This is a genomic window from Cellulomonas sp. P4_A2 (assembly GCF_056402515.1).
The window spans coordinates 219,332-232,681 of sequence record NZ_JBFUHG010000001.1 but is presented as its reverse complement, the minus strand read 5'-3'; the positions used below and the strand labels follow the sequence as shown (position 1 = coordinate 232,681).

Annotated in this window: 13 protein-coding genes; all 13 read left to right on the top strand. The window is 73.1% G+C overall.

Translation table 11 applies throughout. The features are described 5' to 3' along the window. Window positions 1-125 precede the first annotated feature (125 nt). The 13 genes from AC1DUE_RS01230 to AC1DUE_RS01170 all read left to right on the top strand — a co-directional run bounded on the left by AC1DUE_RS01230 (window position 126) and on the right by AC1DUE_RS01170 (window position 13,263). Window positions 126-2,105 (top strand): penicillin-binding transpeptidase domain-containing protein, encoded by a 1,980-nt coding sequence (locus tag AC1DUE_RS01230; RefSeq protein ID WP_477037558.1) that lies wholly within the window; start codon window positions 126-128, stop codon window positions 2,103-2,105. A gap of 34 nt (window positions 2,106-2,139) precedes the next feature. Next, complete coding sequence (locus AC1DUE_RS01225) at window positions 2,140-3,507, top strand: 3' terminal RNA ribose 2'-O-methyltransferase Hen1 (RefSeq protein WP_477037557.1); 1,368 nt, start codon at window positions 2,140-2,142, stop codon at window positions 3,505-3,507. Next, window positions 3,504-6,023, top strand: a complete 2,520-nt coding sequence (locus AC1DUE_RS01220; protein WP_477037556.1) for a polynucleotide kinase-phosphatase — start codon at window positions 3,504-3,506, stop codon at window positions 6,021-6,023. Before AC1DUE_RS01225 ends, AC1DUE_RS01220 begins: the two co-directional genes overlap by 4 nt. 12 nt (window positions 6,024-6,035) lie before the next feature. Continuing rightward, window positions 6,036-6,524 (top strand): methyltransferase family protein, encoded by a 489-nt coding sequence (locus AC1DUE_RS01215; protein WP_477037555.1) that lies wholly within the window; start codon window positions 6,036-6,038, stop codon window positions 6,522-6,524. 47 nt (window positions 6,525-6,571) lie between these two features. Further along, window positions 6,572-7,150 (top strand): sugar O-acetyltransferase, encoded by a 579-nt coding sequence (locus AC1DUE_RS01210; protein WP_477037554.1) that lies wholly within the window; start codon window positions 6,572-6,574, stop codon window positions 7,148-7,150. Continuing rightward, a complete protein-coding gene (locus tag AC1DUE_RS01205; RefSeq protein ID WP_477037553.1) occupies window positions 7,151-8,086 on the top strand; it encodes an LLM class flavin-dependent oxidoreductase in 936 nt (311 codons plus the stop codon). Beyond that, a complete protein-coding gene (locus AC1DUE_RS01200) occupies window positions 8,083-8,943 on the top strand; it encodes an NAD-dependent epimerase/dehydratase family protein (RefSeq protein ID WP_477037552.1) in 861 nt (286 codons plus the stop codon). Before AC1DUE_RS01205 ends, AC1DUE_RS01200 begins: the two co-directional genes overlap by 4 nt. 204 nt (window positions 8,944-9,147) lie before the next feature. Next, the gene (locus AC1DUE_RS01195; protein ID WP_477037551.1) at window positions 9,148-10,188 is read left to right on the top strand and encodes a semialdehyde dehydrogenase; all 1,041 of its coding nucleotides are present in this window, start codon (window positions 9,148-9,150) and stop codon (window positions 10,186-10,188) included. Further along, window positions 10,185-11,348, top strand: a complete 1,164-nt coding sequence (locus AC1DUE_RS01190) for an NAD(P)/FAD-dependent oxidoreductase (protein WP_477037550.1) — start codon at window positions 10,185-10,187, stop codon at window positions 11,346-11,348. Before AC1DUE_RS01195 ends, AC1DUE_RS01190 begins: the two co-directional genes overlap by 4 nt. 7 nt (window positions 11,349-11,355) lie before the next feature. Further along, window positions 11,356-11,928 (top strand): 1-acyl-sn-glycerol-3-phosphate acyltransferase, encoded by a 573-nt coding sequence (locus AC1DUE_RS01185; RefSeq protein WP_477037549.1) that lies wholly within the window; start codon window positions 11,356-11,358, stop codon window positions 11,926-11,928. A 56-nt stretch (window positions 11,929-11,984) separates the two neighbouring features. Continuing rightward, window positions 11,985-12,578: a DinB family protein gene (locus tag AC1DUE_RS01180; RefSeq protein WP_477037548.1), complete on the top strand. Its 594-nt coding sequence runs from the start codon at window positions 11,985-11,987 to the stop codon at window positions 12,576-12,578. A gap of 31 nt (window positions 12,579-12,609) precedes the next feature. Then, window positions 12,610-13,056, top strand: coding sequence for an SRPBCC family protein (locus tag AC1DUE_RS01175; RefSeq protein ID WP_477037547.1), 447 nt, complete (start codon window positions 12,610-12,612; stop codon window positions 13,054-13,056). Between the two features lie 36 nt (window positions 13,057-13,092). Continuing rightward, window positions 13,093-13,263, top strand: coding sequence for a CsbD family protein (locus AC1DUE_RS01170; RefSeq protein ID WP_477037546.1), 171 nt, complete (start codon window positions 13,093-13,095; stop codon window positions 13,261-13,263). Window positions 13,264-13,350: the final 87 nt, after the last annotated feature.

Here is a 13,350-nt window from a genome sequence, read left to right as displayed (position 1 = left end):
AGGAGGAACGGTGAAGGGTGGACCGTTCCTCGGAATTGACTCACCCGGTCGTGCCACCCTCTGCAAGGCTGTGCCGGGCGTGCGCCGGGGGCACCCGCCCAGGTGAGACATGACGAGAGGGCTCGATGACGTTCGCAGGGGAACGAGGCAGGGCGTCGCGTGGCGTCGCAGGGGCGTTGGTCGCGGCCGTCGGGCTGACGCTCGCCCTGGCGTCGTGCTCCGCGGATCCGCCGGGGCCGCAGAAGGCGAGCGAGGCGCTCGCGGCGGCACTGCAGTCCGGGAAGTTCACGTCCGCCCCGCTCACCTCCGCGGACGCGACGACGGCCGCCACCCAGTGGGCCACGGCGTACGAGGGCCTGGACCCGTGGAAGCCGAAGGTCGAGCTCGAGTCCGCCACGGTGGACGAGAAGGACGAGGACTCCGCGATCGCGCTCATGCGGTTCACGTGGGACGTCGACGACAGCGACCAGGACTGGGTATACGAGACGCACGCGAAGCTGACCCGCGGCGACGACGACGCGTGGCAGGCGACCTGGTCGGCGGCGCTGCTCGCCCCGGACCTGGGCCCCGCCGAGGTGCTGCAGGTCAAGCGGACCCCCGTGGAGCGCGCCGAGGTGCTCGGCGCGGGCGGCGTGGCGATCATCGAGCCGCGACCGGTGAACCGCCTCGGCGTCGACAAGACGTTCGTCACGGACGCCGCCGGGCAGGACGCCGCCGCGCGGGCTCTGGCCGGCGCGCTCGGCATGAACCCCGACGAGTACGCGGCCAGGGTCGCGGCCGCCGGACCGAAGGCGTTCGTCGAGGCGATCGTGGTGCGCGACGGCGACCCGCAGTACGACGTCGCCGCGCTGCGCGCGATCCCGGGCGTCCGGGCGGTCGCCGACGCGATCCCGCTCGCCCCCAGCCGCGCCTTCGCCCGCCCGATCCTCGGGTCGGTGGGCGACGCGACCGCCGAGATCGTCGAGAAGTCCGACGGTGCGGTCGCGGCCGGCGACCTCGCGGGCCTGTCGGGCCTCGAGCGGCAGTACGACGCGCAGCTGCGCGGCTTCCCAGGGCTGACCATCGAGGCGTCGTCGGCCGACGGCGCCGCCATCCGCGAGCTCTACAGCCACGAGCCCGTGCCGGGCACCCCGCTGCAGACGACGCTCGACATCGGCCTTCAGCAGGCCGCCGAGAACGTGCTGGTGGGGGTCGGTCCGGCCAGCGCCGTGGTCGCGATCCGTCCGTCGACCGGTGACGTCCTCGCCGCGGCGAGCGGTGCGGGTGGCCAGGGGATGTCGACCTCGACGCTCGGTCAGTTCGCCCCGGGGTCCACGTTCAAGGTGGCCAGCGCGCTCGCCCTGCTGCGCTCCGGGCTCACGCCGGACTCGCCGGTCACCTGCCCCGAGACGGTGACGGTGGACGGTCGCTCGTTCGAGAACTTCCCGGGCTACCCCTCCGACAAGCTCGGCGACATCCCGCTGCGGACGGCGTTCGCCAACTCGTGCAACACCGCCTTCATCGGAGCGCGGGACTCCGCGACGCAGGACGCGCTGATCGACGCCGCCGGCTCGCTCGGGCTGGTGCCGGACGCGAGCCTCGGCTTCCCCGCGTTCCTCGGGGCGGTCCCGGGCGACTCGGACGGCACGGACCACGCGGCATCGATGATCGGCCAGGGGCGCATCCTCGCCTCGCCGCTCGGCATGGCGACGGTCGCTGCCTCGGTGGCGAAGGGGTCCACGGTCGTCCCGCGGCTGGTCGTGCTCCCCGACGGGGCCAGCGCGCCGGAGCCCAGCGACACCGAGGAGCCGAGCAACGAGGCCACGCCGAGCGACCGCCCCCAGGTCCCGCTGACGGCCGACGAGGCCGCCACGCTGAAGTCGCTCATGCGCGGCGTCGTCACCGAGGGCGGGGCCACCTTCCTGCAGGACGTGCCCGGCGGCGAGGTGTCCGCCAAGACCGGCACCGCCCAGTTCGGCGAGGCCGACAACCTGCAGAACCACGTGTGGATGATCGCGATCCAGGGCGACCTGGCCGTCGCGGTCTTCGTCGACGTGGGCGACTACGGCTCGACGACGGCAGGTCCGCTGCTGAAGTCGTTCCTGGAGGCGGCGGCCCAGCCGTAGGAATTGTCGTCGCGGGCACCGACACAATGACGGGGTGTTCCTCACCCTGACCTCGACCTCGTCGTCCGCGACCGACCTGGGCTTCCTGCTGCACAAGCACCCCGACCGCGCGCAGACGTTCGAGCTGTCGGTGGGCCGGGCGCACGTGTTCTACCCGGAGGCGACCGACGACCGCTGCACCGTGGCGCTTCTGGTCGAGGTCGACCCGGTCGACCTCGTGCGCGGGCGCCGTTCGGGCGAGGCGCTGACCGACTACGTGAACGACCGCCCCTACGCGGCCAGCTCGCTGCTCGCCCTCGCGCTGGGCCGGGTGTTCCGCACCGCCATGACCGGGACGTGCGTCAACCGGCCCGATCTCGAGGGCGTGGTCATGCCGCTCGAGGTGCACGTGCCGGCCGTGCCCGACCCGTCGATGGTGGCCCGGCTCTTCGAGCCGCTCGGGTGGCAGGTCGTCGTCGACGTGCCGCCGCTCGACCCTGACGTGCCGTCGTGGGGACCGGCGCCCTACGGCGACGTCCGGCTGACCGGGCTGGTCACGGTCGCGGAGGCGCTGCGGCACCTGTACGTCCTGCTGCCCGCGCTGGACGGGGGGAAGCACTACTTCGTAGGTCCCGACGAGGTCGACAAGCTGGTCCGTGCGGCCGGGGACTGGCTGGGCGGCCACCCGGAGCGTGACTGGATCCTGCGCCGGACGCTGGCCCACCGGCGCGAGTACGTGGCGGACGCGGTGCAGCGGCTGGCCGAGCTCGACGGGGTGGTCGAGCACGTCGTCCAGGACGTCGATGACGTCGTCGTGGAGCGGCCCCTCGCGCTGGATCGTCGTGACGCGGTGCTGGCGGAGCTCGCCCGCAGCGGTGCGCGGTCGGTGGTCGACCTCGGGTGCGGCGAGGGAGTCCTGGTGCGGGCGCTGCTCGCCGAACCGGCCTACACACGCGTCGTCGGCGTGGACGTGTCGGTGCAGGTGCTCCGGAGGGCGTCCCTCGGACTGGACCGCCTGCCGGACTCCGTGCGCGCGCGGCTCACGCTCCTGCAGTCGTCGGCGACCTATCGCGACGAGCGCCTGGCCGGCGCGGACGCGATCGTCCTCATGGAGGTCATCGAGCACGTCGACCTGGACCGGCTGCCCGCGCTGGAGCGCTCGGTGTTCGGCGAGGCCAGGCCGCGGACCGTCGTGGTCACCACACCGAACGCGGAGTTCAACGTGCGCTACCCACGCCTGCACGCGGGGCACGTGCGGCACGCCGACCACCGGTTCGAGTGGACGCGCGCGGAGCTGACGGCGTGGGCGTCGCGCGTGTCCGACGCGTACGGGTACACCTTCCGGACCGGGCCGGTCGGTCCGGTGGACGACGAGGTCGGACCGGCGACGCAGCTGGTCGTGTTCACGGCGGTCGCCGCATGACCGCGCTCGAGATCCCCGAGCTGGCGCTCGTCGCGCTCGTCGGGGCGTCCGGGTCGGGCAAGTCGACGTTCGCACGCGAGCGGTTCGGTGCGTACGAGGTGGTGTCCAGCGACGTCTGCCGCGGGATGGTGTCCGACGACGAGACCTCCCAGGACGCGACCAAGGACGCGTTCGACCTCCTCGGTGTCATCGTCGGGAAGCGCCTTGCGCGCGGGCTGCTGACGGTGGTCGACGCCACGAACGCGCAGCGGGACGCGCGCAGGCACGTGCTCGACCTGGCCCGCGCGAACGACGTGCTGCCGGTCGCGATCGTGCTCGACCTGCCCGAGGCCGTCTGCCTGGAGCGCAACGCGGGCCGCGGCGAGCGGATGCTCCCGCCGCGCGTCGTGAAGCGCCAGGCCGACCTGGTGCGCAAGGCGGTGCGGGGCCTGCAGCGCGAGGGCTTCCGGACCGTGCACGTGCTGCGCACCCCGGAGGAGGTCGAGCAGGCGGTGCTGCGTCGGGTCCCGCTGCGCAGTGACCTTCGTCGGCTCCACGGCCCGTTCGACGTGATCGGCGACGTGCACGGCTGCCGGTCGGAGCTCGAGTCGCTGCTAGGCGCGCTGGGCTACGCGCTGGCACGCGACGCGGACGGACGGCCGGTCGACGCCGTGCACCCCGAGGGACGGACGGTCGTGTTCCTCGGGGATCTGGTGGACCGCGGACCCGACTCGCCGGGCGTCCTGCGGCTGGCCATGGGGATGCACGCCGCTGGGCACGCGCTGGTGGTGCCCGGGAACCACGAGAACAAGCTGGTGCGTGCGCTCGACGGGCGTGCCGTGACGCTGAGCCACGGGCTCGAGACGACGATGGCGCAGCTGTCGGAGCAGGACCCGACGTTCCGCGCCGAGGTCCGCGACTGGCTCGACGGGCTGGTCAGCCACCTCCTGCTGGACGACGGGCGCCTGGTCGTCGCGCACGCCGGGCTGAAGGAGGAGTACCACGGGCGCACGTCGGGCCGGGTGCGCAGCTTCGCGCTGTACGGGGACACCACAGGCGAGACCGACGAGTGCGGGCTGCCGGTCCGCCTGCCGTGGGCCGACGACTACCGCGGCCGGGCGATGGTCCTCTACGGGCACACGCCGACGCCGGTCCCGCGGTGGACCAACAACACGATGTGCCTGGACACCGGCTGCGTGTTCGGCGGACACCTGACCGCCCTGCGCTACCCGACCAAGGAGCTGGTCCAGGTCCCCGCCGAGCGCGTCTGGTACGAGCCGGCCAAGCCGTTCCTCGCGGCACCCACGAGGCCCGACGACCTGCTGGACGTCCAGGACGTGCTCGGGCGGCGGTCCGTCGAGACCCGGCACCACGGCCGGGTCACGATCGACGAGCAGAACGCCGCCGCCGCGCTCGAGGTGATGAGCCGGTTCGCGCAGCACCCGCGCTGGGTCCCGTACCTGCCGCCGACCATGGCGCCGGTGGCGACGTCGCCGCTGCCGGGGGTGCTCGAGCACCCGGCCGAGGCATTCTCGGCGTTCCTGTCCTCCGGCGTCTCGCACGTGATCTGCGAGGAGAAGCACATGGGCTCGCGGGCGTCGGTGCTCGTGTGCCGCGACGAGGAGACAGCGGCACGGCGGTTCGGCGCACCCCCCGGCGAGACGGGCTCGCTCTGGACGCGGACCGGGCGCGCGTTCTTCGACCGCCCGCTGACCGAGGTGTTCCTCGCGCGCCTCCGCTCCGCCGTGACCGTGGCCGGCGTGTGGGACGAGCTCGGCACCGACTGGCTCCTGCTCGACGGCGAGCTGCTGCCGTGGTCGCTCAAGGCCGGCCCGCTGCTGCGCGAGCAGTACGCCGCGACCGGAGCGGCCGCGTCGCTGATGCTGCCGGCCGCCGTCGAGGCCCTGGCCCGCGGGGCCGCCCGCGGCCTGCCCGTGGGCGAGCTCACGGAGCGCACCGCGACTCGTCGCGACGACGCGGAGCGCTACCGCGAGGCCTACCGCCGTTACGTCTGGCCGACCGACGGGCTCGACGGCGTGCAGCTCGCGCCCTTCCAGGTGCTGGCCTCCGAGGGTTCCACGTGGAACGACCGCGACCACGGGTGGCACCTGGGGCTCGTCGACCGGCTGGTGGCCGCCGACCCGGTGCTGCTGCGCGGTACCAGGCGGCTCGAGGTCGACGGGGACGTGGCGGCCGGCATCGCGTGGTGGGAGGAGCTGACCGACCAGGGCGGCGAGGGGATGGTCGTGAAGCCGTTCGCCAACCTCGTGCACGGCCCGCGGGGGCTGGTGCAGCCGGGCCTCAAGGTACGCGGCCGCGAGTACCTGCGGATCATCTACGGCCCGGACTACCTCAGCCACCTCGACCGGCTCAAGGTGCGCTCGCTCGGGCGCAAGCGCGGGCTGGCCCTGCGCGAGTACGCACTCGGCCTGGAGTCGCTGGACCGGCTGGCGGCGGGGGAGCCGCTGTGGCGGGTGCACGAGCCGGTGTTCGCGGTGCTGGCGCTGGAGAGCGAGCCGATCGACCCCCGCCTCTGATCCAATGGGCGCGTGGCGTCCGACCATGTCGTCTCGTTCCGGCTCTGGCCGCCGGTCGCGATCGGCGCGCCGCTGCTCGCCGGCTGGGTCGCCACGGTGGCCTGGGGTGATCCGGTCGACCTCGGCGCGTGGCGGATCCCGGTCGGCTGGGCGCTGCTCGTCGCGTTCGTCGGGTGGAACGGCTGGTCGCTGTGGCTGTTCGGCCGGCACGAGACCGGGCTGCTGCCGGGGCAGGAGACGCGCGCGATCATCGAGGAGGGCCCGTACCGGCTGTCGCGCAACCCGCTCTACGTCGGTCTGCTCGCGGCCTACCTCGGGGTCGCACTGCTGGCCCCGACGTTCTGGGGCCTCGTGCTCTTCCCCGTCGCCGTCCTGCTCGTCCTGTGGGGCGCGATCCGACCCGAGGAGCGGTTCCTGCACGAGCGGTTCGGTGCGCCCTACGACGACTACCGCACGCGGGTGCCTCGCTGGCTGGGCCGGGTGCGTCGACGGACATCGTGAGAAGACCCTCGCGTGTCTGTGTCAGCCGTCTGTGAGAGCGTTTGCCCGTGAGCGACGACGACACCCAGGTCGATGCCCGGACCCAGTACGAGCGCATGGTCGCCGGCGACTGGTACGAGGCGACCCCGGACCTCGTGACCATGACGAACGAGGCCCAGGAGCGTGCCCACCGGTACGCGGACGCGTTCCGGGTCGACGCCGACGCGGCCCAGGTGGAGCTGCGTGCGCTGCTGGGCACGCTGGGCGACGACACCACGATCCGCCCGCCGCTCTACGTCGACTACGGCGTTCACATCCACATCGGTGCGCGCACGTTCGTGAACTTCGGCCTCGTGGCGCTCGACGTCGCCCCGATCCGCATCGGCGACGACGTGCTGCTCGGCCCGAACGTCCAGCTGCTCACGCCCGTTCACCCCGTCGAGCCCGAGGCGCGCAGCGCGAAGCTCGAGTCCGCCAAGCCGATCACGATCGGCAACAACGTCTGGCTCGGCGGCGGCGTGATCGTGTGCCCGGGCGTGACCATCGGCGACAACACGGTGGTCGGCGCGGGCTCGGTGGTCACCAAGGACCTGCCGGCCAACGTCGTCGCGGTCGGGAACCCGGCTCGCGTCGTGAAGGACGTCTGAGTGACCGTCGGGATCCTGCTTCCGCGCGACCTGCCGATCGAGCAGCTGGTCCCGTACGCCCAGCGCGCCGAGGCCCTCGGGTTCGCCGAGATCTGGGTGGTCGAGGACCTGCCGTTCCGCGGCGGGATCGCGCAGGCGGGCGTGGTCCTGGCGAGCACCCGGAGCATCCGGGTCGGCGTCGGCATCCTGCCCGCGGCCGTGCGGAACCCGGCGTTCGCGGCGATGGAGGCCTCGACGCTGGCCGAGCTGTACCCCGGGAGGCTCGTGCTCGGCGTCGGGCACGGGATGCCCGGCTGGATCCGGCAGGTCGGCGCGTGGCCGGCCAGCCCGCTGACGATGCTCGACGAGCACCTCAGTGCGGTCCGCGCGCTGCTGCACGGCGATCGGGTGACCGTCGACGGACGGTACGTGCGTCTCGACGGCGTCCAGCTGCACTCGCCGCCGGTCACCCCGCCGCTCGTCCTCGCCGGGGTGCGCGGCGCGAAGTCGCTGGCGCTCGCCGGGCGGGTGGCCGACGGGGTCGTGCTGGCCGAGCCGGTGACACCGGAGTACCTGGAGGGCGTCCTCGGGCGCGTCGGCCGGCAGGTGCCGGTCGTCGCCTACTGCCTGGCTGCCGTGGACGAGGACGGCGACGCGGCTCGGGATCGCGTACGGCCGGCCCTCGCCTGGATCGGCGAGCCCGACTGGGAGCCGCACATCGCGCCGCTGCCGTTCGCCGACGAGTTCCGGGCGCTGCGGTCGTCGTCGAGCGACCGCGAGGAGTTCATGGCGCGGATGCCGGCGGAGTGGGTGGATCAGCTCGCGATCGTCGGGACGCCGCAGGCGGCGCGGCGCCGGGTCCAGGAGCTGCACGAGGCGGGCGTGACGTGCGCGGTGCTCATCCCGGCGGGACCTGATCCCCTGCGCGAGCTGGACGGGCTAGCGTCGCTCGTATGAGTCGAGTGGTGGTCACCGGTGGCAGCGGAAAGCTCGGGCGGGCCGTGGTCCGCCACCTGGCGGAGCAGGGGTACGACGTGGTCAACGTCGACACGGCACCGCCGCCGGCCGACGAGCCTGCCCTGTTCACGCGGGTGGACCTGACCGACCTCGGGCAGGTGACCGAGGCGCTGACCGGCATCGACGACCGGTACGACGGCGTCGACGCGGTGGTGCACCTGGCCGCGATCCCGGCGCCGGGGCTGCGACCGAGCGGAGCGACCTTCGCCAACAACGTCATCAGCACGCACCACGTCTTCTCGGCAGCGCGTCGGGCCGGCATCCGCAGCATCGTGTGGGCGTCGAGCGAGACGGTGCTCGGCCTGCCCTTCGAGACGCCGCCGCCGTACGCGCCCGTCGACGAGGAGTACACGGTCCGGCCCGAGAGCACCTACTCGCTGGGCAAAGCGGTCGAGGAGGAGATGGCTAGGCACTTCGCGCGCTGGGACCCCTCCGCCAAGCTGATCGGGCTGCGGTTCTCCAACGTCATGGACGTCGAGGACTACGCGGAGTTCCCGTCGTTCGAGGGCGACCCGCGCACCCGCATCTGGAACCTCTGGAGCTACATCGACGCGCGCGACGGCGCCCTGGCGGTCCAGAAGGCGCTGGAGAGCAGCCTCACCGGCTTCGAGGCGTTCATCATCGCGTCGCCGGACTCCGTGATGACGACCCCGTCGGCCGACCTGCTGGCCCACTACTTCCCCGACGTGCCCCTCAAGCGGCCGGTGCACGGGACCGAGACGCTGCTCTCGATCGACAAGGCGCGGCGCCTCCTGGGCTTCGAACCGGCACATACCTGGCGCAACCACACCGGGTGAATCTCGACCTGCTCGGCGGTATCCCCTCGCACGTCATCTGCCTGACACATCCGCTCGCTTGGCTGGTCACACGCCCTTCTCACCCCCGGGTCCAGGTATCCGAGGGCATCGGCGCCCGCCCTTAGGGACGTGCGGTCGGTCGGGCGCACACCCACCACGACGACGCGGGCCGGCTCCCGCGTGCGGTCCGACGGGAGCCACCTCATGAGCGCCACCGCCACACCGTTCGCGTTCCTGATCCACCCGCGCGTCCAGATCGCCGCGGACCTCGGACTGGTCTGGCGCCCGCTGCGCCACGTGCCCGAACCGCTCGCGGACGCCGCGCTGCGCAAGCTGCCCCTCAAGCCGTTCTCGATGTCCCGCGTCGTGCTGGGCGACCGGCAGGTCGGTGACGTGGTGTTCGTGCCCTACGGCGCGCGGCACCTGCTGAGCGAGCCGGGCGAGGGCAAGGCCCGGGTCACCCGGTGCGTCGACTACGCGGCGTCGATCGGGGCGGGCGTGGTGGGCCTCGGCGCGCTGACGGCGACCGTGACGGCCGGGGGTGTGTCGCTGCGCGGGCGGACCGACATCGGGGTGACCAACGGGAACGCCTACACCGCGGCGATCGTCGAGGACCAGCTCCTGGCGATGCTGGACGACCGGCGCCGGGTCGCGGTGGTCGGCGCCACGGGAAGCGTGGGCACGACGCTGGTCCGGCTGCTCGCTCGGGCCGGTTCCGTCGACTCCCTGACCCTCGTCGCGCGGGGCGCACCCAAGCTCGCCGCCCTCCAGCGAGAGGTCGGAGGGCGGGTTCCGACGACGATCACGACGGACATGGTCGACGTCCGCGATGCCGACGCCGTGGTGCTGCTGACGGCGTCGAGCGACGCCCTGCTCGGCCCGGAGCACCTCGCACCCGGCGCGCTCGTGCTCGACGCCACCCAGCCGCGCAACACGCACCCGGACCTCGTGGCGCGGCGGCCGGACGTCACGGTCGTCGACGGCGGTGTCGTCGAGATCCCGACCATGCAGCTGCGCGGCTCGTCGATCGGCCTGCCGCCGGGCCGTGGGTATGCGTGCTTCGCCGAGACGTTCCTGCTCGGGCTGGCCGGTCACACGGGCCACTTCTCGATCGGCGTCCCGACCCTCGACCAGGTCGACCACGTGCGCGACCTCGCCCGCCGGTTCGCGCACCTCGGGTTCGCGGCCGCAGCGCCGACGAGCTTCGGCCGGCCGCTCGCCGAGCGGCCGGTGGTCGTCTCATGAGGCGCGTGGTCCTGCTGGGCGGCGGCTACGTCACCCTGCACGCGTACGGCGCGATCGCCCGACGGCTGCGCGGTGAGCTGCGCCGGGGTGAGGTCGAGGTCGTCGTGATCAGTGCCGACGACGTGCACAGCTATCACGGCTTCACGGGCGAGGTGGTCGCTGGGCTCCTGCCCATCGGCCTGACCCAGACGCCGCTCGTCGAGGCGATGCCGAGGGCTCGGATCGTCCACGCGCGGGTCACCGCGGTGTCCCTCGACGACCGCAGCGTGACCTACGACGACGGGTCGGGCCGGTCGGCCGTCTCCTACGACGCGCTCGTCGTCGCGACCGGAGGCCGTGAGCCCGCGCTGGAGGGTGCGGCGACGCTCCGCCGGCCGGGCGGCCTCGCCGACCTGCTCGCGACCGCCGACGACGGGCCGGTCGTGGTCGTCGGGGGCGGGCTCGCGGGCGTCGAGCTCGCGGCCGCGTTCGCCGACCGCGGCTCCCCCGTCACGCTCGTGCACTCCGGTGACCGCCCCGTGCCTGCCCTGCGCGCGCAGCAGCCGCGGCTCGCGGCCCGCTGCGACCGCGAGCTGTCCCGGCTCGGCGTCGCCGTGCGGACCGGCGTCCGGGCCGTCGCCGCGACCCCCGACGGGGTGCGGCTGTCGGACGGGTCGGAGCTGGCCGCGTCCGTCGTCGTGGCGACCACCGGTCAGCGCGCTGTCGTGCTGCCGGGCCTGGAAGACCTGCCCCGCGACGAGCTCGGCCGTCTGGTGACCGGCCCCGACCTGCTCGTCGCCCCCGACGTGTGGTCCGCCGGGGACGCGGCGCGCGTGCTGCACCCGCGCTCCGGCGAGCCCGTGGCGGCGAACGCGCTCTGGGCGATCAAGGCCGGCGACCAGGTGGGTCGCAACGTCGCCCATGCGCTGCGCGGGCGGCCGGGCCGACCCTTCCGGTACCTCGGGCTCGGACAGGCGGCGTCGTTCGGCGTCGGCCACGGGATCGCCGACCTCTACGGCCTGCCGATCACGGGGTGGGCCGCATGGCTGCTGCGCGTCGGGTTCTTCATGCGCTTCATGCCGTCGCGCTCGCGGGCGCTGCGGGTGCCGGCCGCCCTCGTCGCCGCGAACCGGCAGGGCGCGCGGATCCGGGCCGAGAGGTCGGCTACCGTTCGCGGGTGAGCAGACGATGACGGTGCGGCACGCCCTGGCGCGCGGGTTCTGGCGGGTGAGCCGGTGGACGCTCCGGAGCGAGCGGGTCCCGGCGGACGGTGCGGGGCTGCTCATCGGCGCACCACACACGTCCAACTGGGACTTCGTCCTCATGCTCGCGATCGCCGGCGAGGCCGGCCTGCACATCCGCTGGCTGGGCAAGAACGGGCTGTTCCGCGGGATCGGCGGGCCGATCATGCGCGGGCTCGGTGGCATCCCCGTCGACCGGTCCAATCCCGCCGGTCTCGTCGACGAGCTCGTCGCGCGGATCCAGGGCGGCGACCGCTTCTACCTCGTCGTGACGCCCGAGGGCACGCGCAGCGGCGACGGCTGGAAGTCGGGCTTCTACCGGATCGCGCTGGCGACGGGCCTACCGGTCACGCTCGGCTACGTCGACCGCACCACGATGACGACCGGCCTCGGCCCGACGCTCGAGCTCACCGGCGACATCCCCGCCGACATGGACCGCATCCGCGCGTTCTACGCCGACAAGGCCGGGTTCGCGCCCGGTCGTCGGACCGAGCCGCGGCTGCGGGAAGAGTCCGCCTGACTCGATCTCCCCGGGCCGACCGGCGGGTGTCGGTGGCCTTCGCTAGCGTCGGTCGGGTGGCAGAACCCGAGGAGTTCGACTGGTCGTTGACCGAGATCCCCACGACGCGCGCCGCCGTGCGCAGCCAGCTGGAGTTCTCGTGGTTCGAGCTGCGCGAGCGGCTGGCGACCCTCACGCAGGACGAGTTCGAGTGGCAGCCTGCGCCCGGCGCGTTCTCGGTGCGGCGGCGCTCCGAGTCGACGGCTCCCCGGGTGTTCGGCGTCGGCGAGTGGGTGGTCGAGTGGCCCGCGGGTCCCGACGAACCCGGCCCGCGCACCGTCGCGTGGCTGGTCGCGCACCTCACCGAGGTGCTGACCGAGCGGTACGACTGGACGTTCGGCGAGCACCGGCTCAAACGGCCCGACCTGACGTACTCCGGCGAGGTCGGTCCCGCGGTCGCCGCCCTGACCGCCGTCGCCGATGCCTGGCGCACGGGGATCGCTGAGCTGTCCGACGACGACATCTTCACCGTCGGGCTGAGCCAGGCCACGGAGATCGACGCGCAGGCGCCGTTCGCGCAGCTCGTGCTGCACATCAACCGCGAGATCATCCACCACGGCTCGGAGATCTTCACGCTCACGGACCTGTACCGGGCGGGCGTCCGTGGCTGAGTCCTGTCGAGACTGAACTGGAGGCACTGCCATGTCCGAGAACCTGGTCGCCCGTGCTGTCGTCGAGGTGCGCGCCTCGGCCGAGGACGTCTGGTCCGTGATGGTCGACCCGGCCGCACGATGGATGGTCGGGTCGGAGGTGACCAGCACGTACGTCGTCGGCGACCCCATCACGTTCGACGGCGAGTGGGAGGGCAAGCCCTTCCAGGACCACGGCGAGATCGTCGAGGTCGGGCGCCCGCGGCTCCTGCGCTACACCCACTACTCGCCGCTGTCCGGGCAGCCCGACGTGCCCGAGAACTACCACCATCTGACGTTCACGCTGGACGACTCCGGCGGCTCGACGACGGTGACGCTCGAGCAGGACGGCAACGGTTCGGCCGAGGAGGTCGAGCACGCCGAGGGGCTCTGGCGGCAGGTGCTCGAGGCTCTGGCCGCTTCGGTTGCACCGGATGCGCAACCGGGAGACCGGACGTAACGTCGAGGTGTTGCCAACCCGAGAGGAGTGATTCTGATGGGTCTCGACGACAAGATCTCGAACACCGCTGAGGAAGCCAAGGGCAAGGTCAAGGAGGCCGCCGGCAAGGCGACCGACGACGAGCGCCTCGAGGCAGAGGGCAAGGCCGACCAGGCCGGCGCCAACATCAAGCAGGCGGGCGAGAAGGTCAAGGACGCGTTCAAGTAACGGACCGTCCCCGCACACACAAGGCCCCCGTTTCTCGATGATCGAGAGACGGGGGTCTTTGCATGCCCGGTGTCGTCGCGCAACACC

Bases quoted from the DNA above. Each gene is read 5' to 3' on its own strand.
- AC1DUE_RS01195 (WP_477037551.1), top strand. From the start codon at position 9,148: ATGAGCGCCACCGCCACACCGTTCGCGTTCCTGATCCACCCGCGCGTC.
- AC1DUE_RS01185 (WP_477037549.1), top strand. From the start codon at position 11,356: ATGACGGTGCGGCACGCCCTGGCGCGCGGGTTCTGGCGGGTGAGCCGG.
- AC1DUE_RS01190 (WP_477037550.1), top strand. From the start codon at position 10,185: ATGAGGCGCGTGGTCCTGCTGGGCGGCGGCTACGTCACCCTGCACGCG.
- AC1DUE_RS01175 (WP_477037547.1), top strand. From the start codon at position 12,610: ATGTCCGAGAACCTGGTCGCCCGTGCTGTCGTCGAGGTGCGCGCCTCG.
- AC1DUE_RS01220 (WP_477037556.1), top strand. From the start codon at position 3,504: ATGACCGCGCTCGAGATCCCCGAGCTGGCGCTCGTCGCGCTCGTCGGG.
- AC1DUE_RS01230 (WP_477037558.1), top strand. From the start codon at position 126: ATGACGTTCGCAGGGGAACGAGGCAGGGCGTCGCGTGGCGTCGCAGGG.
- AC1DUE_RS01200 (WP_477037552.1), top strand. From the start codon at position 8,083: ATGAGTCGAGTGGTGGTCACCGGTGGCAGCGGAAAGCTCGGGCGGGCC.
- AC1DUE_RS01170 (WP_477037546.1), top strand. From the start codon at position 13,093: ATGGGTCTCGACGACAAGATCTCGAACACCGCTGAGGAAGCCAAGGGC.